The sequence below is a fragment of the Aeromonas sp. s5 genome, assembly GCF_040907865.1.
GTDB classification, from domain to species: Bacteria; Pseudomonadota; Gammaproteobacteria; order Enterobacterales; family Aeromonadaceae; genus Aeromonas; species Aeromonas dhakensis.
On record NZ_JBFOCO010000005.1, the window covers coordinates 518,761 to 543,492 of the forward strand.

Consider the following 24,732-nt stretch of genomic DNA (forward strand, 5'->3'; position numbering starts at 1 on the left):
TCTTCCCTCTCCGGCCACCGTCCGCTTCGGTTAAACGGTATCAAGTGCATTCGGATGGGGCCTGTCACCCAAAAAGAAGAAAGCAATGTATGAGCAAACAACTGGATATGACCCCACCGCCGGATCTCTCCCAGAAGACGGGAACAGGTCCGGTCCGTACTCGGCTACCCGTTTGGCGGCCGGCCCTGCCACCCTGCAATCATGCCTGCCCGGCTGGCGAGAACATCCAGGCCTGGCTTGCCCTGGCTGAAGCGGGCCGCTTCGAGGCGGCCTGGCAGACTCTCATCGAAGAGAATCCCCTGCCTGCGGTCCACGGGCGGGTCTGTTATCACCCCTGCGAAAGCGCCTGCAACCGGGCCCAGGTGGATGATGCCGTCTCCATTCATGCCATCGAACGCTTTCTCGGCGACGAGGCGCTGGCCCGGGGCTGGCAGCCTGCGCCCCCTGCGCCCGCCAGCGGCAAGAAGGTGCTGATCATAGGTGCCGGCCCCTCCGGCCTCTCCTGCGCCTGGCACCTCAACCGGCTCGGCCATCAGGTGGAGATCCGCGAGGCGGGGCCGCTCGCCGGCGGCATGCTGCGCTTCGGCATTCCCGCTTACCGCCTGCCCCGCGAGATGCTGGACAGGGAGGTGGCCCGCATCGTCGCCGCCGGGGTGACGTTGACCCTCAACCACAAGGTGGAGGATGTGCTGCGCGAGCGCGACCAGGGGGGCTTTGACGCCGTCTTTATGGCCATCGGCGCCCATCTGGCCAAGCGGGTCGATATTCCGGCCCGGGAGGCGGGCAAGATCCTCGATGCGGTGAGCTTCCTCGAGCAGGCCAGCCTGGCGGAGGAAAAAGGCTTGCCGCCACCCAAACTGGGACGGCGGGTGGCCATCTACGGCGGCGGCAACACCGCCATGGACGCGGCCCGCACCGCCCGTCGCCTCGGGGTCGAGGAGGCGATGATCATCTATCGCCGCGACCGGGACCATATGCCGGCCCACGCCTTCGAAGCCGACGAGGCCGAGGAGGAGGGGATCAAGATCAACTGGTTGCGCACCATTCGCCAGCTCGACAGCACCAGTATTGAAGTGGAGGTGATGGCGCTGGATGCCGAGGGCAAGCCGGTGCCCACCGGCCAGTTTGAAACCCTCGAAGCGGACTCCCTCATCCTGGCGCTCGGTCAGGAGGTGGACTTGAGCGTGCTGGAGAGCATCTCCGGCGTGCGGGTCAACCAGGAGGGGGTGGTGCAGGTTGGCAAAAACCTGATGACGGACGTACCGGGTCTGTTTGCCGGCGGCGACATGGTGCCCTCCGAGCGCACCGTCACCATCGCCACCGGCCACGGCAAGAAGGCGGCGCGCCATATGGATGCCTGGCTGCGTGGTCGCCTCTACCACAAGCCGCTCTCCTACCCGCTGGTGGGGCCCGAGCAGTTGCAGCTCTGGTTCCAGACCCATGCTCCCGCCAGCAGCCAGCCGGTCAAACCGCCCTCGGCGCGGGATGACTTTGGCGAGATCATCGGTGGATTGGACGAGACGGCGGCTCGCTACGAGGCGGCGCGCTGCTACTCCTGCGGCAACTGCTTCGAGTGCGACGGCTGTTATGGCAGCTGCCCCGAACAGGCCATCGCCAAGCTGGGACCGGGTCTGGGCTATCAGGTGGATGCCGAGCGCTGCACCGGCTGCGGTGCCTGCCATGACCAGTGTCCCTGCCACGCCATCGATCTGCGCCAACCGGAGGAGTCCCAATGAAACATGAATTGATCATGGTCGATGGCAACGAAGCCGCGGCCCGGGTGGCGTATCAGCTGAGCGAAGTGTGTGCCATCTACCCCATCACCCCGAGCTCGACTATGGCCGAGCTGGCCGATGCCTGGGCCGCCGAGGGGCAGACCAACCTGTGGGGCAACATCCCTACTGTGGTGGAGATGCAGAGCGAAGGGGGGGCGGCCGGTACCGTGCACGGCGCCCTGCAGGCGGGGGCGCTGGCCACCACCTTCACCGCCAGTCAGGGGCTGATGCTGATGCTGCCCAACATGTACAAGATCGCAGGCGAGCTGACTTCGGCGGTGTTCCATGTGGCGGCCCGATCCTTGGCAGCGCAGGGGCTGTCGATTTTTGGTGACCATCAGGACGTGATGGCGGCGCGCAGCACCGGCTTTGCCATGCTCGCCTCCGGCTCGGTGCAGGAGGCGCAGGACCTGGCCTTGGTCGCCCACAGCGTCACCCTGCAGTGCCGGGTGCCCTTTATCCACTTCTTTGACGGCTTTCGCACCTCCCACGAGGTGAACAAGATCACTGCGCTGCACAAAGATGAAATTCGGGCCCTTATCGACAACGACTGGGTGCGCGCCCACCGCGCGCGGGCCCTCAACCCGGATCATCCGGTGATGCGCGGCACCGCCCAGAACCCGGATACCTATTTCCAGTCCCGCGAGAGCGTCAACCCCTTCTACGAGGCGGTGCCGGCGCGGGTGCAGCAGTGCATGGATAGCCTCGGCGAGCTGACCGGCCGCCACTACCGGCTGGTGGAGTATCACGGCGCCCCGGATGCCACCGAGGTCATCGTGTTGATGGGCTCGGGGGCTGCCACCGCCCGCACTACCGTGGACTGGCTCAACCGGCAGGATCGCAAGACCGGGGTGCTGGTGGTGCGCCTCTATCGCCCCTTCCCGGTGCAGGCGCTGCTCGATGCCCTGCCCGAGAGCGTGCGGCGCATGGCGGTGCTGGATCGCACCAAGGAGCCGGGCGCCGGCGGCGAGCCGCTGCTGCTGGATGTGCAGAGCGCCCTCATCGATGGCTTGCAGCGCGGTCTTATCAAGCGGCTGCCGTGGCTGAGCGGCGGTCGCTATGGCCTCTCTTCCAAGGAGTTCACCCCCGCCATGTGCGCGGCTGTGTTCGAGGAGCTGGCATCCGATGCGCCGCGCCCCCGCTTTACGGTGGGGATTGTCGATGACGTGTCGGGCCTCAGTCTGGCCTGGCACCCCATCGGCGATCTGGAGCCTGCCAGCCGGGTGCGGGCACTCTTCTTCGGCCTTGGTGCCGATGGCACCGTGGGCGCTAACAAGAACAGCATCAAGATCATCGGCGAGCTGGAGGGCTTCCACGCCCAGGGCTACTTCGTCTACGACTCCAAGAAGTCGGGCTCGCGCACCGTCTCCCACCTGCGCTTTGGCCCCGAGCCCATCGACGCCCCCTGGCTTATCGAGCAGGCGAGTTTTATCGGCTGTCACCAGTGGGGCTTTGTCGAATCGGTAGACTTGCTGGAGCACGCCGCCGAGGGTGCGACCCTGCTGATCAACGCCCCCCATGAGCCCGACCGGGTCTGGGCCGAGCTGCCCGAGCGGCTGCGCGCCCGCATCCGGGCTCTCGATATCCGCCTCTACTGCATCGACGGCGATCGGGTGGCCGAGCGCAACGGCATGGGCAATCGCATCAACACCATCATGCAGACCTGCTTCTTCGCCCTGGCCGGCATATTGCCGCGGGACGAGGCGATTGCGCTTATCAAGGAGAGCATCGAGAAGAGCTATGCCCGCAAGGGGCCCGAGGTAGTCGAGCGCAACTTCGCGGCGGTGGATGACACCCTGGCCCACCTCCATCAGGTGGTCATCCCGGCTGGTGAGGAGCAGATCAGCGACTATCCGCTGCCACTGGCTCCCGGCGGCAGCGAGTTTGTCCAGCGGGTCACAGGTGAGATGCTGGCAGGGCGCGGCGATTTGATCCCCGTCTCCATGCTGCCGGTGGACGGCACTTACCCCACCGCCACCAGCCGCTTCGAGAAGCGGGATATCGCCCGCGAGATCCCGATCTGGAATTCGGACATCTGCATCCAGTGCGGCAACTGCGTCTTTGTCTGCCCCCACGCGGCGCTGCGGGCCAAGTTCTACCATCAGGACTGGCTGGCGAGCGCTCCAGAGGCTGCCCAGTCGGTGCCCGTCACCGCCAGGGGCTTCCCCGATAGCCGCTACACCTTGCAGCTCTATCCGGAGGATTGCACCGGCTGCGGCCAGTGCGTGCAGGCCTGTCCGGTGCGGGCTGGAGAAGATGAGAGCCATGAAGGCGAGCGCGCCATCGCCATGATGGACAAGGCGCCCCATCTGGCCGGCCAGAAGCAGGCACTGCACTGGTTCGAGAGCCTGCCCTGGCCGGCCCGCGAGCGAGTGGATTTTTCCACGGTGCGCGGCGCCCAGTTCCTCGAGCCCCTGTTCGAGTTCTCCGGCGCCTGCGCCGGCTGTGGCGAGACCCCTTACCTCAAACTGCTGACCCAGCTGTTTGGTGACCGCATGCTGGTGGCCAACGCCACCGGCTGCTCCTCCATCTATGGCGGCAACCTGCCGACTACCCCCTGGGCCAAGAATGGCGAGGGCAAGGGGCCGGCTTGGTCGAACTCCTTGTTCGAGGACAACGCCGAGTTTGGCTTTGGTTTCCGCCTCACCGCCGATCAGCACCACGCCCAGGCGGTGGCGGCGCTGCAGGCCATGAAGGGGGAGCTTGGGGAGACTCTGGTCGACACCCTCATCAATGCCCCGCAGCGGCTGGAGTCGGAGATCCGCGCCCAGCGCACCCGGGTGGCACAAGTGCGCGAGCGGCTGGAAGAGGTGAAGTCCGGCAAGGCCCGCGAGCTGCTGTCCCTCATCGATCAGCTGGTGCGTCGCTCGGCCTGGATAGTAGGCGGCGATGGCTGGGCCTATGACATCGGCTCGGCGGGGCTCGATCACGTGCTCGCCTCCGGGCGCGATGTGAACGTGCTGGTGATGGATACCGAGGTCTACTCCAACACCGGCGGTCAGATGTCGAAATCGACCCCGCTCGGTGCCGTTGCCAAGTTCGCGGCGGGAGGCAAGACGTTGGCCAAGAAGGATGTAGCGTTGCAGGCCATCTCCTACGGCAACGTCTATGTTGCCCGCATCGCCTTCGGGGCCAACCCGCAGCAGGCGCTGCAGGCCTTGCGTGAGGCGGAGGCCTATCCGGGCCCGTCGCTCATCATCGCCTACAGCCACTGCATTGCCCATGGCATCGATATGGAGTTTGGCCTGACCCAGCAAAAACGCGCCGTGGCCTCCGGCCACTGGCCGCTGATGCGCTACAACCCGGTACTGCGCAGTGCGGGGCAGAACCCCTTCAGCCTCGACAGCCTGCGCCCCTCCATTCCGCTCGCCGAATACCGCCAGGAGGAGACCCGTTATCGGGTGTTGGCCCAGAGCCACCCGGAGGAGGCGCAGCGGCTGATGCAGGTGGCGCAACAAGTGGCGTGGCAGAAGTGGGCCACCTACGAGGAGATGGCCACCCGCGAGGCCAGCCAGTTCCATCCGCCAGTGTAATGATGGGGTGAAACAGGTATGACAAAGCGGGCCATTGGCCCGCTTTTTTATGGCTGGATAGAGAGGGTTGACTCAGGGGCTGCTGGTGCGCAGTACCTTGAGGTGCAGGGTACGCTCCAGGTGGGCCGCTATCTCCTGCTCGGTGAAGCGCATGGGTTGCCACTGCTGACGGGCGAACTGCTCGGTCTGATCGGTGAAGTGCGGGCTCTCGGGGTCGTGGGACTGGCCGTAGCTCAGGAAGCGCTCCGCCTTGGGGCCGGCGTCATCGAACTGCAGGGCCAGCACAAAGCTGGAGCCGTAGTTGGCGCGATAACGCAGCTCGGGCTGGCCGTCACCGTCATCATCCAGGCTGCGCAGCGTGGTGCCTGCCACGGCCTTGCCGGTCACTATGTTGGCGAGATCCGAGCTGCTGCGCGAAGGCAGGTTGGTCTGCACCATGTTGAACATGCCCTCGAACGAGTTGCCTCCCGGTAGTGCGATGGGGGTCAGCCCGGCCGCTTTTTGCACGAATTGCAGTGCGCCGAGTTCGGCATCCGGTGCGATACCGGCCGCCTGCAACCGTTGCTGGGCCTGGGCCAGCGCCAGCAGGGCCGGGTCTTCATCAGGTGCGCCGCTCCAGGGTGCCAGCCCGCGCGGGGTGGTGGCGCCATGGGCCGGATCGAAGGGGATGGCGAACAGGGCATCCTTGATGTCTCTGTGACCGCTGGTGCGAAACGCCGTCAACCATTCGCGCATCAGGTGGGCGCCGCGGCTCTCCAGCTGATACTCGCCATCCCAGTTGGCGAGTGCATTGCAGCTCGGCGTCAAGTCCAGCGGGCCGCTGGTCAGCTGGATCAGCGGATGGGCCTGACAGCGGGCCAGCAGGGGTTCTCTGAGCTCACGGGCAAACAGGGAGCCGTTGTGGGTCAGTACCCGTTGCAGCGACTGCAGGGTGAAACGCCGATCGCTCCCGGTCAGTCCCATGGTGTCGGGGGTGCTGATGAGCTGGGCGTTGTAGCGGGTCCGCGGGCTGCGCACCGTCTGCTCCGGCCCGTAGAGGATGGAGTAACCCTCCAGCGGGGCCGCCAGGTTGGTCAGCCAGTGGCTGCTGTTGGCGTTGTAGACGTAGTCGCTGCGGGTCTGGCGGGGAGCCTGGCTGAGGGGGGCAAGGCCGGGAGCCCGGGTCTGGCCGCTGTCGATCCACTCGAAATCGGGGTCGTTGCCCGGCAACAGCACGCTGCCCTCGCCATCCAGCCAGATGGGCGCCAGTTGCGGTGTCTGGGAGGCGGCTCGCCACCAGGCCTCTGCCTTGGCGCCGAGGCGGGGTACCTGGGTGGCATCCACATAGCTAGCCTGGCCCGTCTTGTCGATCAGCAGGGTATTGACCCAGGGCACCCCCTGATGCTCGGCCAGCGCCTCGAAGAAAGCCGGGGTGCTTTGGGCCCTGGCCATGGCCAGCCACTGTTCCAGCATCTTGTAGTTGCCGGCGTTGGCATCGCGGAAGCTGACGGCGCTACTGCTGGTCCAGCTCAGGGTGGGCGAGAGGGAGGCGAGGTTGACCATGGGGCCGAAATGGCTGGCATAGAGGGTCTGAACATGGGGCTGCAGGCTGCCATCGGCCTGGCGTACCTGCACGGTGATCTCTTTCTGGCTCATCTCCCGCCACTGATCACCGTAGCGATAACGCAGCGGATTGGCTGGATCCAGGGTGAGCTGATAGAGGGTGAAGCGCTTGGACTGGGAGACGGTGTGGGTCCAGCCCAGCTGCTCGTTGAAGCCGATCAGGATGGCGGGAAAGCCCATCATAGTGGCACCGGTCACATTGAGTTTGCCCGGGATCTGCAGGTGCTGTTCAAAGAATCTGAGCTCGCCATCCCAGGGAAAGTGGGGATTGCCGAGCAGCAGGCTGTTGGCGTTGCTGCTGCGATCCGCCCCCAGCGCCCAGCCGTTGCTGCCGATCCCCTCCGAGGTGAGCAGCGAGACGGGATCCAGCGCCGGGGCGGGCAGGGCAGCACGTCCCTGTGCACTGGCAGTGGCGGGGGGCTGGGCGCTGGCCATGGCGCTGATAAAGCTGCGGCCGCTGGCCAGCTGGGCAAGATCCAGGTGATAGGCCAGCAACTGGACCGGGGTGATGGGTTCGACCCACTCGGCCCCGCGGCAGGGGGAGGGGTAGTCCGCCGGACTGGTTCGCCCGGCAAGGGAGTGGTTGAACCCCGCCACATAGCCTTCGACAAGGTCACGGGCATCCGGCGCCAGCTTGCCATACAGGGCCGCGGCCTGGGCAGGCAGGTCGAGGACGCGATAACCCACGTCGGAGAGCAGGTTGCGCTGCTGCTCCCCCGCGCCCAGCCTGCGGGATTTCTCTCCTCGCAGCTTCATGATCTGCTCGCTCAGGGTGCAGAGGTTCTCTTCGGCATGGGCATAGCCGGCCCCGAAGCCCAGGCTGGCGTAGTCGTTCGCCTTGATGTGGGGAACACCCTGCTCCGTGTAGGTGAGGGTGACGTCGTAGTGGCGAGCGGGATCCGGCTCGCTGTTGTTCTCCTGACAGCCGGCCAGTATGAGGCAGCCGAGCAGGGGGAGGGGAAAATGGGTTTTCATCCTGGTTCCTTCTGTGGTCCTGACTTGTTATTGTTCTGTTGCTTTTCAGCCGCAGGCGAAGGTATTTAAGCGCAGCCCTTCCGCCCCTGTCGCCTCGCTGGATGGAACCGGTCAATGGTTGGAAAACATAATAAAAACAATGGTAAACAGGTACGTCTCGATGGAGGCGTACCTGCAGGAGGACGCATATGCAGTGGGAAGAAGTGGCCGCCGTGCTCAGTCTGAGCCTGACCGGCATGTTGCTGCTGGCCACGCTCGGCTGGCTGCGGCGCATGCGGCGGGATGCCGCCGCCGGTTATCTGCTGGCTCTGCTCAGCCTGAGCGGCTTGCAGGCGCTGGAGTATCTCTACCACCAGCAGCAGTGGTTTCACCATTGGCCCCATCTGCTCAAGCTGGCTGACCCCCTGGTGGTGATGTTGCCGTTCTGCCTCTATGGCTACATCAGGGCTCTGCAGGGGGAGTCGGTGCTCGGTGGCTGGCGTGAGCGGCTGGTGCACGGCTTGCCCCTGCTGCTGGTTGCCGCTCTGGCGTTGCCCTACTGGTTGTTGCCGGGGGCCGACAAGGTGAGCTGGATCCTGCTTGGCAAGCAGGGGGATTCGCTGTGGCCCGGTGTGACCCTCTATGGTAACCGCTATCTGGCCTGCATCGCCCTGCTGGGGCTGGCCTACTGGTGGCAACAGCGGCGCCTGGGAGTGGCCAGCCGCAAGCCGGCGCTGCGGGCCTGGATCGCTCAGTTGCAGGGGCTGCAACTGCTGGTGGCCTTGCTGTTGTTGGTGCGCATCGCCTTGAGCTGGCTCGGCTGGCCGCTCTCTACCGTCTATCTGCAGGCCCCCGTCACCGCCTATCTGCTGCTGCAAGTGCTGGCCCATGCCAGGCTGCCCCAACAGGGAGGGGTGCCGGAGGGGGGCGTGCGCGAGCGCACCAATGATGCCGCATCGGAACCGGTTCGGCATGAGGGCCTGCGCCCCCTGTTCGAGGCGCTGGAGCGCCAGCTCGGGCGCGGTGCCTATCGGGATCCCGCCCTCTCCCTTGGCAAGCTGGCCGAGGAGTGCGGTCTGAGCCTTCATCAGGCATCCAGTGCCATCAACGCCTGTTCAGGGGGCAACTTCTACGACTGGCTCAACCGCCATCGGGTGGAGGAGGCCAAGCGGCTGCTGCAGGCGAGTGACGAGACGGTGGCCAATGTCTGCTACCGGGCCGGTTTCAACAGCAAGTCCACCTTCAACAGTGCTTTTCGCCGCCATACCGGCCAGACGCCGAGCGAGTTTCGACGCCAGGGGGCGCAAGCGGCCGTCGCCTCCTGATGAGCGGCCAACAAAAAGCCCGGCGTCGGGCCGGGCTGGCAGGATAAGTTGCTTATCCAGGTATTCGTCGAGGCGTCTATTGTGGATGTTGTTTGAGGATGTCGTAGATCTCCTCTTTCAGTTTGAGTTTCTGTTTTTTCAGATCCTTCACCTCGGCGCTGTAGTCGCTGGCGTGATGTTTCTCCAACTTTCTAATCTCCACATCCAGGTCGTTATGCAAGTCAAACTTCTTTTGGAAATGGACATCACTGCTCTTCAGTTTCGAGATGAGCTCTCTGTACTCTGGGAACATGTAATGCGGCCTCCTTGGTTTCGTTTGATTGTGCCTGCAAGACCAAACTACCGCGTCCCCTGCGAGATAAATGTGATCCGGCTCCAATTCGGGACCAATGATTTGCTGCATGCGACGGGCGATTTTTAACTGTTTGAATCACAAGCTGATAAGGCTTTTATCGGTAAGCAGAGAGTCTGAAAAGTGCCGGATGGATCACAATTGTGACGGCCGGATGACAGCCTGGGGCCGCCGGGCGGGCAGCAAAAAGGGGCGCAGGGCCCCTTCTTGGTAACAGGTGTCGCGTTTACTCTTTTTTCTTTTTCTTCTCGGGCAGCGGCTTGCCATCGCGGGCGATCACCTTGCCCACCTCGAAGCCGATTTGTGCCGCCAGCTCTTCCAGATCCGGTGACTTGGCTTCGTTGCCGATGGCGTACTGATAGTTGGCGATGGAGATCTTCTCGGCCACCGGGGTGCCCGGAACGATGGGCTCGCGCCAGCCCTGACCCACATGGGCCACCAGAGTGCCGTTCATGATGAGCTCGCCGACGATCTCCTGGGTGGGGATGCCCTTGCCGTAGGTGAGGCCCTGCGGGTGCTTCTTGCCGACCAGGGGTTCGCTGCTTGCCGGCATCAGCTTGGTGCGGATCAGCCACTTGGGCGACTTGGTCTTGCCCACCACCTTGCCGGTCTGGTACTCGTTGATCTTGATGGTCTTGATCATCTGGGCCATGAAGTCCTTGGTCAGCGCCTTCTGGGCCTCGCTGGTTTCATCGATGGCGATGGGGGCCACGTACCAGGTCTGGGCCGCCTGCGCCTTGGGGGCGGCGGGGGCGGTTTGCGCCATGGCGAGCGGGCTGAGCAGGATGGCCGCCAACAAGAGTCCTATCTTCTTCATTGTGATTCCGCTTATGTTTCAACAAGAATTTTGTTTTGCCAGCGACGACTGCGCCAGCGCCAGAACATGGCCAGACCGCGCACCCACTCGTCGCAGGCGAGCGCCAACCAGATACCGACCAGTCCATAACCCTGCATGATACCAAGGAAATAGGCCAGTGGAACGGCAATTCCCCACATGGAGAGCAGCGCCATGTAGAGCGGGAAACGGGCGTCACCGGTGGCGCGCAGGGCGTTGATCACCACCAGGTTGAAGGTGCGGCCGGGTTCCAGAATGAGGCTTATCAAGAACAGCTGCGCCACCTGGGTGATGATGTCGGCGTCATCGGTGAACAGGCTGATGATGGTGCGGCCGTTGAGGGCGGCGGCGAGGGCGATGAGCGCGGTGACGACGAGCCCCAGTTTCAGGCTCTTCATCAGCTGGGTGTAGGCCTGCTCAAAGCGGCGGGCCCCCGCCAGATGGCCGATGATGATTTCGTTGCCAAGGCCGATGGAGAGGCCGAACAGCAGGATAAACAGACAGATCTGGAAGAAGTAGGACTGGGTCGCCAGCGCCTTGTCGCCGAGCAGGCCGACGAAGGCGGTCACCACCATGAACTGCAGCATCCAGGAGAGGTTCTCCCCGGCGGCCGGCAGGCCGATGTGCAGCACCTTGCCCAGCATCAGCCGGCTGGGTTTGACGATCTCCGGCAGTTTCAGGTGGATGCCGGTCTTGCGCGCCACCAGCCACACCAGCAGCACCACCCCGACGATGCGGCCCGCCACCGTGCTGATGGCGACCCCGGCCACCCCGAGCTGGGGCAGGCCGAACCAGCCGTAGAGCAGCAGCAGGTTGCCGACGAAGGTGATGAGGTTGACGGTCAGGGTCACGTACATGGCCTGACGGGTGTGGCCGTGGGCGCGCAGGGTAGCGGCCAGGCAGAGAGCCGCCGCTTCCGGCAGCAGGCACAGGCCGATGATCTGCAGGTAGAGGGTGGCATCGCTCATCAGGTTGGCGGGCAGGTTCATCAGCGCCAGCATGGTACTGGCCCCGGCGATGACGCCGACGGCGGCCACCAGCCCCACCAGCAGATTGAAACCGATGGCGGTGTGGATGACGACGCGGGCCTTCTCCTTGTCGCCGGCCCCCAGATACTGGGTGATCACCACGCTGGTGCCGATGCTGACAAAGCTGAACAGGGTGATGGCGAGATCGAACACCTGGTTGCCGACCGCGAGCGCCGCCACCCCCTGATAGGAGACGTGACCCACCATGAAGGTGTTGAGGGCCCCGGTCAGAAAGTGCAGGGCGAGATCGATAAACAGGGGCCAGGTCAGGGAGAAGAGGGAGCCCGGACCTGCGTGGGATTGAGTTTGCATGGGGTGTCCAAATACTGGGGATGGCCCTCGTCGGCGCCATCTGGACGGGCATTTAACACCAAGCGGGTGCGAGGCGCAATCGTGGCGGTGGCCAAGAAGGGGGAGCAAGAGACGCGGCCCTGCCGCAGGGGCAGGGCTCGCTCGGGATCAGGCCGGGGTGGCGCCCGCCTCCTGTTCGCTTGGCAGAGTGAGGCGCGCCGAATCGGGCAGGGCCTCATCCTGGGGCCAGCGCGACAGGATGGCCTCGGTGGTGCTCTCCACCACCTCGTCGTCCTTGAACACCGGCTCGCGGTAGCAGCGGGTCATGCGCAGCGCCTGATACATGTCGGGGCAGAGGATGATCCCCTCGTCGCCGACCCGGATCCCGGCCTGCTTGAGCCACAGGCTCATCTGGCCGTGGCGGCCGGCCATCACCATGTGGATGCCGCGCCGTTTCAAGTCGCGGTGCAGCTCCCCCAGCATGCTCATCACGCTGATGTCCTGGTGGGTGAAGCAGGCCACCGCGTCCACCACCAGGCATTTGGGGCTGTGGGGATCCTGCACCAGCAGCGCCAGCACCCGCCGCTTGAAGTAGGGGGCGTTGAAGTAGGTGAGCGGCGAGTTGAAGCGATAGACCAGGATGCCGGGAATGGCCTTGGCCTGCTCGTTGTCCCCCAGGGTGCGCACCACCCCTTCATCGTCCATGCCGAGCAGCTGGTCGGTGGGGCGCATCACGTTGCGCAGGAACTGGAACAGCCCCAGCAGTACCGCGAGGGTGATGCCCGGAATGACCCCCATGGCCAGCACGCTGATGAAGGTGATGAGCGCCAGCCAGAAGGCGGAGCTGTCGGAGTTGCGCAGGGCCCACAGGCCGCGAAAGTCGGTGAGGGACAAGGATGCCATCACCAGCACCACCCCGAGGGCGGCGGTAGGGATGTATTGCAGCGGCGCCGTCAGGTAGAAGGTGACCAGGGCGATGACGGCGGCGGCGATGATGGAGACCAGCTGGCTTTTGCCGCCGTTGGCATCGTTGACCGCGGTGCGCGAATCGGCGCCGCTGATGGCAAAGCCCTGGGAGGCTGCCGCCGCCAGGTTGGCCATGCCCAGCGCCCGGAACTCCTTGTCCGCATCGATTTCGTAGCCGTTCTTGGCGGCGAAGCTGCGGGCGGTCAGCATCATGGAGACGAAGCTCACCATGGCGAGGTTGAGCGCCGGCAGCACCAGTTCCCGCATCAGGCCGGGGGGAAACTCCGGCAGCTGGAAGGCGGGCAGGCCGGAGCCGATGGCGCCCAGGGTGGCGATGCCGAACCGGCCGAGATCGAGCGCCCACACCAGTCCCGCCGTCACCACCATGGCCACCATGGAGGAGGGCCAGGCCGGCTTGAAGCGTTTGGCCAGCAGCAGGGTGAGCAGGGCGGTCAGGCTCATGGCTAGGGTGGGCAGATGGGTCTGGGTGATGTAGCTGGCACCGCCGGCGATCCGCTCGATGAGGTAGCGCTCGCTGAAGGTGAAGCCGAAGATCTTGGAGAGCTGGCCCACCATGATGGTGATGGCCACCCCGTTGAGCAGCCCCATCAGGATCGGGCGGGAGAGAAAGTCCGCCAGCACCCCCAGCTTGAAGCGGCTGGCGATGAGGCACCAGAAGCCGGTCATGGCGGTCATGGTCATCACCAGCTGCCAGTGGCGGGTGGCATCCCCGGCGGCGAGCGGGGTCACCACGGCGGCGATCACCGCGCAGGTGGCGGCGTCCGGGCCGACGATGAGCTGGCGGGAGGTACCGAACAGGGCGTACACCAGCATGGGCAGGATGCAGGAGTAGAGGCCGACCAGCGGCCCCACCCCGGCCAGCTCCGCATAGGCGATGGCCACGGGCAGGGCCACCGCTGCCACCGACAATCCAGCGCGCATATCCGGCATCAGCCAGGCCCGCTGGTATTGCAGCAGGGCGGCGAGGCCCGGTAGCCAGCGTTCGAGTGAGAAGAAGTCGCGCATTATTTAACCCATTGAGTTACAAACAGCTTTTCCTTAGTGTGCCCAAGGTTATCGAAACATTGCAATCAGGTTATGGCCAGTTCACCACCAGGTCAGGCCAGAGCCGTTGCCACTCCTTGGCCTTGACCCGTTCGGTAAAGACCCGGCTCTCCTGGCGGCAGCGTGGGTTGGGATCCACCTGCAGGGACCAGTTGGGGGCAAAGCCGTAAGGGGCCAGCCACTCGAATGAATCGTCTGCCAGCAGCCGGACCCCGATGCAGGTGGGCACCTCCACCCAGTGGCTGAGGGCCGAGAGCGAGCTGGTGAAGGGGGGCACCAGCTGACGCACATGCATGCGGGCCTGGTTGCGTACCTCCCACTGCTGGCCCGGCATCCTGACGGCGAGCCAGGCTTCGTGATCGGCCTCCGCCAACCCATCCGGGTCGGCGCTATCCAGATAGATAAGATCGATGTCGTTGAGGGCGGTCGGCGCCGATTTGCGGTGCAGATGATCCCAGATGAGGTTGCGGATAAAACCGGCCCCCAGCGCCCAGTCGGGCAGTGCCAGTTCACGGGCAGCCCAGAGGCAATCCATGCGCAGGTCATCGGCCCGCAGCAGGGCTTCGGTTTGCGCCTGCAGGTCGGCTTCCTGGGCGCCCGGGCGAAGGTTGAACGCTTGCGTGTGGTGACGCGTCTGGGGGTCAGCCGGCATTGCGGCGCAACCAGACGTCGATGTAGCTGCAGCTCGGTACTATGGTGAGCCCTTCCGCCTGGGTCCAGTCGTAGAAGGTGCGAGCCAGCTGATCGGCGATCCCCTGTACCCTGAGCTCGGGCGGGACGAAGGTGCTGTAGGCGTCGATGGTCTTGGCGTCGAGCCGCCGGTAACGCAGCCTGGACTCCTTGCCATCCACCACACAGATGAATTGCTGCTGGTTGGCCTGATGAATGATCTCGCTCATGCTTGCTCCTCGGTACGGGGGATGGGGTTATCTGACCATGTCGGCGCCCCTTTGCCAACTGTTCGGGGTCGCTTACACTGCGAGCCCGGCCGGGTACATACCCGCTAGCCAAGGTATAGAACAGTTCACGAAGGATGGATCCCATTATGGCTTTTGCCACGCTGGAAGAGTTGATCGGCAATACCCCCCTGCTGGCGCTGCATCGCATTAATCCCCACCCCAGTGTCACCCTGCTGGTCAAGCTGGAGGGCAACAACCCGGCCGGCTCGGTCAAGGACAGGCCGGCGCTGAACCTCATCAAGTGTGCGGAGGCGAGCGGTCACTTAGCGCCTGGGGCCCGGCTTATCGAGGCTACCTCCGGCAACACCGGCATCGCGCTGGCCATGGTGGCGGCGGCGCGGGGCTACCGGATGCGGCTCATCATGCCAAATACCATGAGCCAGGAGCGGCGCGATGCCATGCAGGCCTACGGCGCCGAGCTGGTGCTGGTGGAGGGGGGCATGGAGGCCGCACGCGACCTCGCCCTGGCCATGCAGGCACGGGGCGAGGGGCTGGTACTCGATCAGTTCAACAACCCGGCCAACCCGGATGCCCATTACCTCTCCACCGGCCCCGAGATCTGGCGCCAGAGCGAGGGGGCGGTCACTCACTTCGTCTCGGCCATGGGCACCACGGGCACCATCATGGGGGTCTCCCGCTACCTCAAGGAGCAGAACCCGGCGGTGCAGGTGATCGGCCTGCAACCGGCCGAGGGGAGCCAGATCCCGGGGATCCGGCGCTGGCCGGCGGCCTACCTGCCCGCCATTTTCGAACCCGCCCGGGTCGACCGGGTGCTGGACGTCACGCTCGACGAGTCTCTCGCCATGATGCGCCGGTTGGCGCGGGAGGAGGGGATTTGCTGCGGGGTCAGCTCGGGCGGCGCCGTGGCTGGCGCCCTGCGGGTGGCGGCAGAGATCAGACAGGGGGTGGTGGTGGTCATCATCTGCGATCGGGGGGATCGCTACCTCTCCACCGGGGTGTTCAGCGACGAGCAGGGGTGAGAGCCTAGGTCGGTGTGCTGATTAACATCATATGTATCAATAGCTTGCTGATACATTGCACTGTGTACCCCTTGTAACAATCAAGCCTGCTGGCAGGGTTGATTCCATTTGCCTCCTGTTTGACACTCGGCCTCTTTTGTTGACCGCTGCAAACAGGAGCGTCCCATGATCTTGCCTTCCTCTCTTCGTCTTTCTCTGCTTGGCCTCTGTCTGGCCACGGCAGGCTGCACCGTCGAACCCTATGCCTATCAGTGCGGCGACAAGCAGTGCTCGGTGATTGATCATCAGGGGCAGAAACAGGAGCGGCCGCAGGACGAGGTGAAACCCGTCTGGGAGCGCAAGCAGGAGCGGGAAGAGGCAGTGCGCCGCAACAAGGAGTCCATCTGGCGTGAGAAGACGCCCGAAGATAGCGGCAACTACGGCGCCGGCGCCACCATCCGCTGGTAACAGAACAGGCGGCCCCGCGATGCGGGGCCTCTGTCTGATTACTCCCAGGCCTGCTCCAGCAGGGCCAGCAGCTGGGCCCGGTCGGCATCCTTGCGGTTGTAGAGCAGGGCGCCGTCGTTGATGGCGAGATCGCGGATCTCGGGCAGCAGCGCCTTGTCGGTGAGACCCGCCTCCCGCAGGGTGCGCGGCAGCTTCACCGTCTCCCACAGGGTATTGCGCAGCGCCTGCAGCGCCTCGATGGCGGCCTGGGGCCGCACGGCGGCCGGGGTCGCGGCAAAGCGCTCGGCCCCCACCAGCGGCAGCAGCAGGCGAGCCAGTTCGGGGTCTATGCCCGGCCGGTTGTAGTCGAGCACGGTGGGCAGGAAGAGGTTCATGCACAGGCCGTGGGGCAGGTGGCAGCGGGCCCCCAGGCTGTGACCGAGGGCGTGCACCAGTCCCACCATGGAGTTGGAGAAGGCCATGCCAGCCAGGGTGGATCCCTCTGCCAGCTGCAGCCGAAGCTGCTTGTCCTGCGGGTTGCTCAGCACCTGGGGCAGGGCGTTGGCGATCTTCTCCACCGCCATCAGGGCCAGGGCGTCGCTGACCGGGTTCTTGGCCGTGCCGATGAAGGCCTCGATGGCGTGGGTCATGGCATCCATGGCGGTGGCGGCGGTGATGTTGAGCGGCAGCCCCTGGGTGAGGCGCGGATCCAGCACTGCCAGCTGGGGCAGCAGGAAGGGGGAGGTAAAGGGCACCTTGCGCCCGCTCGCCTCGTCCTTGATCACCGCCACCAGGGTCACCTCCGAGCCGGTGCCCGCCGTGGTGGGCACCACCGCCAGCGGCTGCAGCGGCCGGGTCAGGCAGCCGGCGCCGGCGTAATCGAGCAGCCGATCCCCTCCCATGGAGGCTAGGATGTTGACCGCCTTGGCGGTATCGATGACGGAGCCGCCCCCCAGCGCCACCAGGCTGTCACAGCCAAGCTCCCGGTGACGGGCCGCGATCCGCTCCACCACGGCGGTGGAGGAGTCGGCCGGGATCTCGTCCCAGATGGCGGCCACCGGCAGCTCTCCCTCGGCCAGCACCCCGGCCAGCAAGGTAGCCAGCCCGGTGCCGCTGACCCCCTTGTCGGTGAGCAGCAGCGGCCGGCGCGCCCCCAATCCCGCCAGCTCGCCGGCTAGTTGCTCCAGCGCCTGCTCCCCTGCGATCAGTTTGACCGGACAGAAAAAATCGTAATAGCGACTCATAGGCTCATCCTCTCATTCAGCCGGTCAACAGACCCAGGTAGATGTGGCAGGCCCGGCTCAACTTGTGGCGCGGGTCAGGATAGTGGCGCAGCAAGGGGCGGGCGATGAAGGCCGGCAGGATCAGCGCCTGCAACTGCTCCAGCGCGCGCACCAGGTGCATGGCGACGGTGAGATCCCCCTCCACCAGCAGGCGGTTCTCGCTGAACGCCTGATTGACCCCGAGCCGAAAGCTGAGGGCGCGAAAGGCGATGGCGGGATGCTTGAAGCGGACCCGCAGCGGGTGCAGCCCGCCGGCATCGGGGGCGGGGCCGTTCTGCCAGCGGCCGTTTGCCTTGTGAATGGTCAAGCCCTGGGCCATGCCGCCTACCTCCAGCCGGATGGTGAGCCCGTCCGGCAGAGGGGCCAGCTCCCGGCGTACCGCCTCATCGACCCGGGCAGCGCGGCACAGGGTGCGGCCGATGATCCAGAGCAGGCTGGTTATCCAGAGCCGGCGGCCCAGCGCCGCCAGGGTATCAAGGTTTTGGTTGTGCATCAGCGTGAGCTCCCGAGATGGCGGACCAGAACAGGGCGAAGGCACTGGCTTGCCAGTGAGCGTCCCGTCCCAGTTCAGGTTGGTCGACAAACAGGGAGGCGCAGGCCAGGAACTGGCCCTGGCACACCTCCAGCATCAGGGCCGGTGGGGCTTGCATCAAGTCGCCGCTGGCCTGGCCCTGGGCCAGCAGGCGGGGTAAAAAGCGAAGGGTGTCGCTCAAGATCTGGCTGCGCAGCGGGCGAGCCAGCAGGGGGGAGTGGAAGAAACCCAGCACGAACTTGAGCTCGTGGGGGTGGGCCTGCATCCAGGCCATCGCCTGGCTCCAGTAGTGGTGCGCCTGCGCCTTGAGGGGCAGGGTGGCGTCTGCCTCGGTGATGGCGGCGCCGAGGCGCTGCTTGATGTCCTGATAGAGGCTCTGGATCAGCATCTCCTTGCTGGGAAAGTGGTGAAACAGGGTGCCATTGGCCACCCCGGCCGCCTTGGCGATGCGGGCGGTGGCGGCCCCCTGCAAACCATCTTCGGCACAGAGGGCAAGGGCGGCATCCAGGATTTGGCGACGCTTGTCGGTCACGGGCGTATTCATATTTGTCTCGTCAACGTAAGAACAGGGCCATCATCAGCCGCTGGTGCCAGCGCCGATAGGGAGGGTGCACCATGGTACCGGTGCTGAAGCGCCCCCGGCTCAGCACGGTCTTGGCCTTGGAGAAGGTGAGAAACCCCTCGTGGCCGTGGTAGTGGCCCATGCCGGAGGCGCCGATGCCGCCGAAGGGCACGTCGTCGGCCGCCACCTGGAACAGGCTGTCATTGATGGCCATGCCGCCGGAGTGGGTCTCCTGGATCACCTTGTGCTGCAGGGCGGGATCCAGGCTCATCAGGTAGAAGGCAAGCGGGCGGGGCCGGGCGGCTATGTAGGCGAGCGCCTCGTCCAGCGAGTCATAGGGCACGATCGGCAGCAGCGGGCCGAAGATCTCCTGCTGCATCAGCTGGCAGTGGTTCGGCACCTCGGTCAGCAGATGGGGCAGCAGGCGATGGGCGCCATCGTCGCGGGCCGGGCTGCCACAGGGGTGGATCTGGGCGCCAGCCCGCTCCGCTTCGGCCAGCCAGCCGGTGAGCCGCTCATACTGGCGGCCATTGATGATGGAGCCGTAATCCGCGCTGGCCAGCCCCTGGGGATAGAGACGGGCGAAGTGATCGCGATAGGCTTCGACAAAGGCCTGCTCCTGACCGCGTGGCAGCAGCACATAGTCGGGGGCGACGCAGATCTGGCCGGCGTTGAGGCTCTTGCCGAAGATCATCCGCTCTACCGCCAGCGCCAGCGGCATGTCGGGGGCGATGAGGCAGGGGCTCTTGCCGCCGAGCTCCAGAGTGAGGGGGGTGAGCTGGGGGGCCGCCGCGGCCATCACCAGCCGGCCCACCGCGGTGGAGCCGGTAAACAGCAGGTGATCGAAGGGCAGAGCGCTGAAGGCGGCTGCCACCTGGGCGTCGCCTTCAATCACCATCACCTCGCGCTCGTCGAAGACGCCATCCAGCAGCTCGCGCAGCACCCGGTTGGTGTGGGGGGTAAATTCGGAGAGCTTCAGCATGGCGCGGTTGCCGGCGGCGATGGCGCTGATGAGGGGGCCGAGGCTCAGCATCACCGGGAAGTTCCAGGGCACTATGATGCCGACCACCCCGAGCGGCTGATAAAACACCTCCACCCGGGCCGGCGCCAGCAGCAGGCCGGTGTGGCGGCGGTGCGGGCGCATCCAGCGCTTGATCCGTTTCTGGGTGTAGTTGATCTGCATGACGCAGGGGAGGATGTCGGCAATCATGCTGTCGTAGTCGCTGCGCTGGCCATAGTCTTTGGCCAGGGCGTCGCACAGCGGTTGCTTGTGGGCGATCAGGGCGCGCTTGAGCTGGCTGAGATGGGCTCTGCGCTCGCTCAGGCTCGGCATGGGATTTTGCTGACAGGCCTCTCTGAGTTTGGCCAGTCTGGCCGGGAGCGACAACTTGTCGGCGGCCTCCTGCAACTGCATCGCTTCCATGACATACCCCGCTGATAAATGGACCGACTGATTGGTCGGTCTAAATCTAGCTGTGTGTTAATCAAATGTAAAGTTCGGTGCGCTGGTTTGGCATGGCGCACGGGTGACTCACCCGGCGACTGTGCTGGCTACCACATTTTCGTGGATCCAGGGTTGGTGAATTATCCAATAAGGGGTAGTTTTGGCTATCAATCGACAAGGAGAGAGCACGATGACCAGGGAACTGAACAGCTTGTTGGCCCGCCTCGAGGATGTGGTCGAGCGGATGCCGGATTGCTTCAACACCTATGAGTTTGCCCAGAAGCTGGCGCTGCAGCATCAGCGCGAATTTTTTGCCGCGGGTCACTCCCTGGCCGAACAGGAGGGGCGCCTGCTGCGGGTGCTACACGAGAAGATTGCGGAAGCGCTGGCCGGCAGCGACAAGGTGATCGAGGGGGCCTTGTTGCCCTGCGTGACGCCCTGGGGGGAGCGGGCCACCTCGCCGCGCTGGCACCGCAAGCACTGAGCCATCCGTTGAATCAGCAACAGAACAGGGCCCGTCGTGGGCCCTGTTCTGTTGTTGCTGTCACTGGGTGAGGCGGCGCGCCTGCCAGTAGCGGCTGTTCCAGTAGACGTTGTCGAGGCGTGAGCGGATCACCCCCTTGCTGGTGGAGGCGTGGATGAACTCCCCGCCGCCGGTGTAGACGCCGACGTGGTATTGCTGCCAGCCGGTCTTGAAGAAGACCAGGTCGCCGTTTTGCAGCCGGTAGCGATCGACCGGCCGGCCCAGATTGGCCTGGGATTCGGTGGTCCTCGGCAGGTTGAAACCCATCACCTGCTGATAGGCGAGCTGGGTAAAGGCGGAGCAGTCGAGACCGGCCCGATCCGAGCCGCCCATGCGATAGGGGACGCCGCGCCACTGCTGATAAAAGCCTTCAAAGGCGCTGCTCTGCTGGCGCGGTGGGGCAGGCTCGGGCGTGCTGGAACAGGCGGCCAGCAACAGGGCCAGCAGGGGCAGCAGCAACTTGCAATCCATGGGGGCTCCTTCGAGACGACAACCTCTCCATCATAAACGGGGTTTGGGGCTCGAACATAGCCTTGCCTGCAAGAAACCACCTGTTGCTACCTTAAAAGAGGCGCAAATGGAGAGGGTTATAATATTCTTTGTATTCATTTGAATAACATTGACTGATTATCTTGAATGAGTATTTCAATATTAAAGTAGTTATTCCAATCAGCCTGACAATGAAATGATAATTAACCTTGTTGATGTCACCCCGTGATCTGTGTCACGTTCTGTCTCAGGGCTAATTCGTTATGATGACCCCATGAAATAAATGGAAAGGGATCCCGCCATTTTCACCGCCAATATGACGGCAAAAAACAAGATATCTCTGGGTATATTTCCGCAACTGGTTCACATAATAATATTCGGTCAATGACTGGCGTTGGCTGACAATATCACCAGACAGAGGAGGGCCGCCCCATGATATCCGGTCCATAGCAGTGAGTGTTCCCTCGCACCAGAATGCCTGCGGCATCTGGCTGTTGTGCCATCGTTCAGGCCGATGAGCGCTACGTTAAAGCCAATGGTTACCATGCGAGGTTCAAGGCGCAGTCAGGCGGCCTTGAGGGAAGATCGCCATCAGATCGCGACTCCCGTGTAATAGCATCGGCGCATGCCGAATCGTCCACCTTAGATCGCCTCGCGATCCTTGTTCTGTCAACCATAAATACCTTCGCCAATCCGCTGTTAATTCACGGCGAAAATAATGAATGTCATGACAGACAAGCAGAATAACGCCCCGAAATATAACCGTGAATAATATGGTTATGCCATATTTGTTCGCTGTTTAAATAGCTTGGCGTGATTCGACAAGGAGATAACAATGAAAAACAAAAAACCACGCAAATTCATCACGCAAGCTCCCGCTCTCAGTCTGCTCGCGCTGGCCTTGTTGGCTGGCAGCGTGCAGGCCGAAGATATTGGCGAGCGTACTGACCAGGGCACCGCCATGCTGGCCAGTCTGCAATCCGAACAGGGACTGATTTACCTCAATGCCGATGTCTGGCTGAAGGGGCAGGGGGCGACATCGCTGATGACCCGGGATCAGCTGCGCGAGCGGGTGCTGGAACGGGGCGAACGCCTGTTCATCGATTTCAGCGCCGTCACCGACAAGGCTGAGCGCCAGCAGGCCAGAAAGTCCATGGAGCAGCTGGCCGGCATCTCTTTTGATGCCGACTGGGTACTGGTGTCCGGCTACAAGGGGGAGTTGCTGTTCACCCCGCTGGGGGGCGTCGATGACCCGGCCTTCTATCAGGTGATGGAGCGGGTCGACAGCCTGGAAGGGCAGGGCAAGCGCCACAAGCGCTCGCTGACCCAGCCGCCTGCCGCCGAGGCCGGTCTGCCTCACGTGGCCTTCTACCTCAACGTCAACCGCAAGATCAGCGATGCCGAGTGCACCTTCCCGCGTTCGCGCACTTGGAGCCGGGGTGATCGGCTGTTCTGCGATTCGCCGAACATCTCGCTGGTCTACCGGGTCAACCTGGAGCGCTCCCTGCAATTTGGCAACACCGGCTCCGCCACGCCGGATGCCAAGATCGTGCGGATCTCGCTGGATGAAGAGTCGGCCGGTGCCGGCATCCAGCTCAACGAGGATCTCAGTTGGAGCGAGAACATCGCGGACTACCTGCTGTTGGACGGCTGGGCTCGCGACTATGCCACCGATGCCATCGCCCAGGATTACCGCTTCAGCATAGAGGCGTCCAACACCAAGGCGGCGGTGCTCAAGAGCCTGCCGACCAACCTCAACAGCAAGTACGAGCATCGCGAGATCTCGGGCTTCGAGGTGGGGGTCACCGGCGGGGTCGAGGTGAACAAGGATGGGCCCAAGGCCAAGCTGGAGGCCTCGGCCAAGTTCAGCCAGCAGCGCCAGCTCGCCTACAACACCCAGGATTACCGGGTCGAACGCTCGGCGCCGAGCGCCCAGAAGGTGAGTTTCAGCTGGGTGCGCGATCAATACGCGACCGCGGAGTCCCTGCTCTCCTCCAAGACGGCCACCGTCTGGGGCATGGGCTACGACGTGGATCACAACCGCATCCAGCCGCTCAGCTACAAGGGGTTCGTGCCGAATCTGGACGTCATCTACAAGGCGGCGCCGGATGAGACGGGCAGCACCGAGTTCAAAATCGACTCCTCGGTCAACATCCGCCCCATCTACACCGGCATCTACAAGCACTACTACGTGGTGGGGGCCCATGTCTCCTTCCAGGGCTTCGAAGATACCGACAAGCGCAGACGGGTGACGGCCTCCACCAGCTTCAAGGTGGACTGGAACCACCCGGTGTTTACCGGCGGTCGCCCGGTCAACCTGCAGCTGGGGGGCTTTGACAACCGCTGCCTGAGCGCGGATGCCAACCACGGTCTGAGCGCGGTGACCTGTGACGAGACCTCGGCCGCCCAGTCCTTCATCTATGACCAGTACGGCCGTTATGTCAGCGCGCAGGATACCCGCCGCTGCCTGGACGGCAACAACCTCGGCCAGCTGCAGAGCTGCAGCCTGAGCCTGGGCCAGCGCTGGGAGTGGAAAGCGGACAGCGATGCGCTCAGCAACCTGAGTGCCCATCAGCTGCTGGGTCACGACAAGCAGAGCGGAGCGCTGGGGCTCTACGACGAGAACGGCAATCCGCAGAATGTGAGCGTACGGACCCTGACCTCTTACACCCGCATCTTCGGGCCACCGGCCAGCCACTGACAGAGCAGGGCCTTGCGCCCATGACAACAACGCCGGCATGTGCCGGCGTTTTTTATGGGAGTGAGCTTCAACCCTTGTTGTCGATGAGCGGGGCGAGCAGCTCCGCCAGCTTGTAGAAGGTCTGCACCCGGGTGGTGCTGGGGCGCCACACCAGCCCGATCTCGCGGTAGGGGTGCTCCCCCGGCAGCGGAATGGCCACCAGATCCGTGTTGTCGAGGATGCCCGCATCGATGGCCATCTGCGGCAGGAAGGTGGTGCCGAGCCCGGCGCCGACCATCTGCACCAGGGTGTGCAGGCTGGTGGCGGCAAACGGGTTGATCTTGCTCTTGTCCCGCAGCCGGCAGGCGCTCACCGCGTGTTCGGTGAGGCAGTGTTCCCGCTCCAGCAGGAAGATGCTCTGGTTGGGCAGCTCCTTGTAATCGAACGGGGTGTGCAGGCTGGCCGCCATGCTGGCGGGCATCACCATGTGGAAGGGATCCTGGCCAACCGTCTTGCAGTGAAAACCGCCGATCTCCACCGGCAGCGCCAGGATCAGCAGGTCGAGCTGGCCCTGCTCCAGCTGCTTGAGCAGGTTGGTGGTGGTGTCTTCACGCAGCAACAATTCCAGCTCAGGATAGGTTTTGCCGCACTCTTGCAGCAGCTTGCTGAGCAGGAAGGGGGCTATGGTGGGAATGCAGCCGAGGCGCACCGTGCCGTGCATGACGCCCCCCTGATGCTGGCCGAGTTCCATCAGATCCCGCGCATCGGAGAGCAAATTGCGAGCCCGCTCGACGATTTCCATGCCGACCGGGGTCATAATGAAGCTCTTGTGGTCCCGCTCCACCAGTTGCAGGTTCATCATGTCCTCCAGGGTCTGGATCCCGGTACTCAGGGTCGACTGGCTGACATGACAGGCCTTGGCGGCGCGGTTGAAGTTCTTGTGCTCGTCGAGAGCGACCAGATATTGCAGCTGTTTCAGGCTGGGCCAACGTTGCATAGGAAAACCCGATTAATGCTATCTATTTAATTTGATTTAACTAATCTACCATCGGGGTTATAGTTTGTCGCTTTAATTAGACGGACTTGGCTCTAGGTAGCCCAATCCTGACAGGATTGTTCACTTCACAT

General features: G+C 64.1%; 20 protein-coding genes. 7 read left to right on the top strand and 13 right to left on the bottom strand.

Translation table 11 applies throughout. The features are described 5' to 3' along the window. The first annotated feature begins 89 nt into the window (after positions 1 to 89). The gene (locus AB5Y94_RS03595; protein WP_368204881.1) at positions 90 to 1,736 is read left to right on the top strand and encodes an NAD(P)-binding protein; all 1,647 of its coding nucleotides are present in this window, start codon (positions 90 to 92) and stop codon (positions 1,734 to 1,736) included. After that, positions 1,733 to 5,308: a pyruvate:ferredoxin (flavodoxin) oxidoreductase gene (gene nifJ / locus AB5Y94_RS03600; RefSeq protein WP_368204883.1), complete on the top strand. Its 3,576-nt coding sequence runs from the start codon at positions 1,733 to 1,735 to the stop codon at positions 5,306 to 5,308. The genes AB5Y94_RS03595 and nifJ overlap by 4 nt, the downstream gene beginning before the upstream one ends. Before the next feature lie 72 nt (positions 5,309 to 5,380). Here the strand turns inward: nifJ and AB5Y94_RS03605 are convergent, their stop codons facing one another. Beyond that, positions 5,381 to 7,885, bottom strand: coding sequence for a penicillin acylase family protein (locus AB5Y94_RS03605; protein ID WP_368204886.1), 2,505 nt, complete (start codon positions 7,883 to 7,885; stop codon positions 5,381 to 5,383). A 188-nt stretch (positions 7,886 to 8,073) separates the two neighbouring features. Here AB5Y94_RS03605 and AB5Y94_RS03610 point away from each other — a divergent pair, with 188 nt between their 5' ends. Next, positions 8,074 to 9,189: a helix-turn-helix domain-containing protein gene (locus AB5Y94_RS03610; RefSeq protein ID WP_368204888.1), complete on the top strand. Its 1,116-nt coding sequence runs from the start codon at positions 8,074 to 8,076 to the stop codon at positions 9,187 to 9,189. Positions 9,190 to 9,265: 76 nt separating this feature from the next. On the opposite strand, the gene AB5Y94_RS03615 is transcribed toward AB5Y94_RS03610, so the two are convergent. The 6 genes from AB5Y94_RS03615 to AB5Y94_RS03640 all read right to left on the bottom strand — a co-directional run bounded on the left by AB5Y94_RS03615 (position 9,266) and on the right by AB5Y94_RS03640 (position 14,625). Continuing rightward, the gene (locus tag AB5Y94_RS03615) at positions 9,266 to 9,481 is read right to left on the bottom strand and encodes a YdcH family protein (RefSeq protein WP_005299061.1); all 216 of its coding nucleotides are present in this window, start codon (positions 9,479 to 9,481) and stop codon (positions 9,266 to 9,268) included. Between the two features lie 286 nt (positions 9,482 to 9,767). Beyond that, on the bottom strand, positions 9,768 to 10,358 hold the full coding sequence (locus tag AB5Y94_RS03620) for a hypothetical protein (protein WP_368204891.1): 591 nt from the start codon (positions 10,356 to 10,358) through the stop codon (positions 9,768 to 9,770). An 11-nt stretch (positions 10,359 to 10,369) separates the two neighbouring features. Then, the gene (locus AB5Y94_RS03625; RefSeq protein WP_017783851.1) at positions 10,370 to 11,716 is read right to left on the bottom strand and encodes an MATE family efflux transporter; all 1,347 of its coding nucleotides are present in this window, start codon (positions 11,714 to 11,716) and stop codon (positions 10,370 to 10,372) included. A 147-nt stretch (positions 11,717 to 11,863) separates the two neighbouring features. Continuing rightward, complete coding sequence (locus AB5Y94_RS03630; protein ID WP_368204894.1) at positions 11,864 to 13,687, bottom strand: SulP family inorganic anion transporter; 1,824 nt, start codon at positions 13,685 to 13,687, stop codon at positions 11,864 to 11,866. A 70-nt stretch (positions 13,688 to 13,757) separates the two neighbouring features. Further along, on the bottom strand, positions 13,758 to 14,378 hold the full coding sequence (locus tag AB5Y94_RS03635) for a nucleotidyltransferase family protein (RefSeq protein ID WP_368204897.1): 621 nt from the start codon (positions 14,376 to 14,378) through the stop codon (positions 13,758 to 13,760). Beyond that, complete coding sequence (locus AB5Y94_RS03640) at positions 14,368 to 14,625, bottom strand: GNAT family N-acetyltransferase (protein WP_005299077.1); 258 nt, start codon at positions 14,623 to 14,625, stop codon at positions 14,368 to 14,370. The genes AB5Y94_RS03635 and AB5Y94_RS03640 overlap by 11 nt, the downstream gene beginning before the upstream one ends. Before the next feature lie 134 nt (positions 14,626 to 14,759). On the opposite strand from AB5Y94_RS03640, the gene cysM reads away from it, so the two are divergent. Continuing rightward, complete coding sequence (cysM, locus tag AB5Y94_RS03645; RefSeq protein WP_368204900.1) at positions 14,760 to 15,665, top strand: cysteine synthase CysM; 906 nt, start codon at positions 14,760 to 14,762, stop codon at positions 15,663 to 15,665. Between the two features lie 165 nt (positions 15,666 to 15,830). Beyond that, on the top strand, positions 15,831 to 16,112 hold the full coding sequence (locus AB5Y94_RS03650; RefSeq protein ID WP_368204901.1) for a hypothetical protein: 282 nt from the start codon (positions 15,831 to 15,833) through the stop codon (positions 16,110 to 16,112). Between the two features lie 38 nt (positions 16,113 to 16,150). Here the strand turns inward: AB5Y94_RS03650 and AB5Y94_RS03655 are convergent, their stop codons facing one another. Genes AB5Y94_RS03655 through AB5Y94_RS03670 form a run of 4 tightly spaced genes read right to left on the bottom strand, consistent with a single transcriptional unit; the run spans position 16,151 to position 19,891 of the window. After that, positions 16,151 to 17,335, bottom strand: a complete 1,185-nt coding sequence (locus AB5Y94_RS03655) for an iron-containing alcohol dehydrogenase (protein WP_244366669.1) — start codon at positions 17,333 to 17,335, stop codon at positions 16,151 to 16,153. A gap of 16 nt (positions 17,336 to 17,351) precedes the next feature. Beyond that, entirely contained in the window at positions 17,352 to 17,867 is a 516-nt protein-coding gene (locus AB5Y94_RS03660; protein ID WP_368204903.1) for an SCP2 sterol-binding domain-containing protein, read from the bottom strand. After that, a complete protein-coding gene (locus tag AB5Y94_RS03665; protein WP_368204906.1) occupies positions 17,848 to 18,450 on the bottom strand; it encodes a TetR/AcrR family transcriptional regulator in 603 nt (200 codons plus the stop codon). Before AB5Y94_RS03665 ends, AB5Y94_RS03660 begins: the two co-directional genes overlap by 20 nt. A 10-nt stretch (positions 18,451 to 18,460) precedes the next feature. After that, the gene (locus AB5Y94_RS03670) at positions 18,461 to 19,891 is read right to left on the bottom strand and encodes a coniferyl aldehyde dehydrogenase (RefSeq protein ID WP_368204907.1); all 1,431 of its coding nucleotides are present in this window, start codon (positions 19,889 to 19,891) and stop codon (positions 18,461 to 18,463) included. Positions 19,892 to 20,102: 211 nt separating this feature from the next. Here AB5Y94_RS03670 and AB5Y94_RS03675 point away from each other — a divergent pair, with 211 nt between their 5' ends. Continuing rightward, the gene (locus AB5Y94_RS03675; RefSeq protein WP_005299095.1) at positions 20,103 to 20,396 is read left to right on the top strand and encodes a hypothetical protein; all 294 of its coding nucleotides are present in this window, start codon (positions 20,103 to 20,105) and stop codon (positions 20,394 to 20,396) included. Between the two features lie 60 nt (positions 20,397 to 20,456). Here AB5Y94_RS03675 and AB5Y94_RS03680 read toward each other — a convergent pair whose 3' ends face one another. Then, positions 20,457 to 20,906 carry a C40 family peptidase gene (locus tag AB5Y94_RS03680; protein WP_368204910.1) on the bottom strand — a complete coding sequence of 150 codons (450 nt, stop codon included), beginning with the start codon at positions 20,904 to 20,906 and terminating at the stop codon, positions 20,457 to 20,459. Positions 20,907 to 21,759: 853 nt separating this feature from the next. Between AB5Y94_RS03680 and ahh1 the strand changes: the two genes are divergently transcribed. Further along, entirely contained in the window at positions 21,760 to 23,625 is a 1,866-nt protein-coding gene (ahh1, locus tag AB5Y94_RS03685) for a hemolysin Ahh1 (RefSeq protein WP_010634494.1), read from the top strand. A gap of 67 nt (positions 23,626 to 23,692) precedes the next feature. Here the strand turns inward: ahh1 and AB5Y94_RS03690 are convergent, their stop codons facing one another. Next, positions 23,693 to 24,601 carry a hydrogen peroxide-inducible genes activator gene (locus tag AB5Y94_RS03690; protein ID WP_005299110.1) on the bottom strand — a complete coding sequence of 303 codons (909 nt, stop codon included), beginning with the start codon at positions 24,599 to 24,601 and terminating at the stop codon, positions 23,693 to 23,695. Between the last annotated feature and the right edge of the window lie 131 nt (positions 24,602 to 24,732).

Coding starts and splice junctions, on each gene's coding strand:
- AB5Y94_RS03595 (WP_368204881.1), top strand. CDS start 90: ATGAGCAAACAACTGGATATGACCCCACCGCCGGATCTCTCCCAGAAG.
- nifJ (WP_368204883.1), top strand. CDS start 1,733: ATGAAACATGAATTGATCATGGTCGATGGCAACGAAGCCGCGGCCCGG.
- AB5Y94_RS03605 (WP_368204886.1), bottom strand. CDS start 7,885: ATGAAAACCCATTTTCCCCTCCCCCTGCTCGGCTGCCTCATACTGGCC.
- AB5Y94_RS03610 (WP_368204888.1), top strand. CDS start 8,074: ATGCAGTGGGAAGAAGTGGCCGCCGTGCTCAGTCTGAGCCTGACCGGC.
- AB5Y94_RS03615 (WP_005299061.1), bottom strand. CDS start 9,481: ATGTTCCCAGAGTACAGAGAGCTCATCTCGAAACTGAAGAGCAGTGAT.
- AB5Y94_RS03620 (WP_368204891.1), bottom strand. CDS start 10,358: ATGAAGAAGATAGGACTCTTGTTGGCGGCCATCCTGCTCAGCCCGCTC.
- AB5Y94_RS03625 (WP_017783851.1), bottom strand. CDS start 11,716: ATGCAAACTCAATCCCACGCAGGTCCGGGCTCCCTCTTCTCCCTGACC.
- AB5Y94_RS03630 (WP_368204894.1), bottom strand. CDS start 13,687: ATGCGCGACTTCTTCTCACTCGAACGCTGGCTACCGGGCCTCGCCGCC.
- AB5Y94_RS03635 (WP_368204897.1), bottom strand. CDS start 14,378: ATGCCGGCTGACCCCCAGACGCGTCACCACACGCAAGCGTTCAACCTT.
- AB5Y94_RS03640 (WP_005299077.1), bottom strand. CDS start 14,625: ATGAGCGAGATCATTCATCAGGCCAACCAGCAGCAATTCATCTGTGTG.
- cysM (WP_368204900.1), top strand. CDS start 14,760: ATGGATCCCATTATGGCTTTTGCCACGCTGGAAGAGTTGATCGGCAAT.
- AB5Y94_RS03650 (WP_368204901.1), top strand. CDS start 15,831: ATGATCTTGCCTTCCTCTCTTCGTCTTTCTCTGCTTGGCCTCTGTCTG.
- AB5Y94_RS03655 (WP_244366669.1), bottom strand. CDS start 17,335: ATGAGTCGCTATTACGATTTTTTCTGTCCGGTCAAACTGATCGCAGGG.
- AB5Y94_RS03660 (WP_368204903.1), bottom strand. CDS start 17,867: ATGCACAACCAAAACCTTGATACCCTGGCGGCGCTGGGCCGCCGGCTC.
- AB5Y94_RS03665 (WP_368204906.1), bottom strand. CDS start 18,450: ATGAATACGCCCGTGACCGACAAGCGTCGCCAAATCCTGGATGCCGCC.
- AB5Y94_RS03670 (WP_368204907.1), bottom strand. CDS start 19,891: ATGGAAGCGATGCAGTTGCAGGAGGCCGCCGACAAGTTGTCGCTCCCG.
- AB5Y94_RS03675 (WP_005299095.1), top strand. CDS start 20,103: ATGACCAGGGAACTGAACAGCTTGTTGGCCCGCCTCGAGGATGTGGTC.
- AB5Y94_RS03680 (WP_368204910.1), bottom strand. CDS start 20,906: ATGGATTGCAAGTTGCTGCTGCCCCTGCTGGCCCTGTTGCTGGCCGCC.
- ahh1 (WP_010634494.1), top strand. CDS start 21,760: ATGAAAAACAAAAAACCACGCAAATTCATCACGCAAGCTCCCGCTCTC.
- AB5Y94_RS03690 (WP_005299110.1), bottom strand. CDS start 24,601: ATGCAACGTTGGCCCAGCCTGAAACAGCTGCAATATCTGGTCGCTCTC.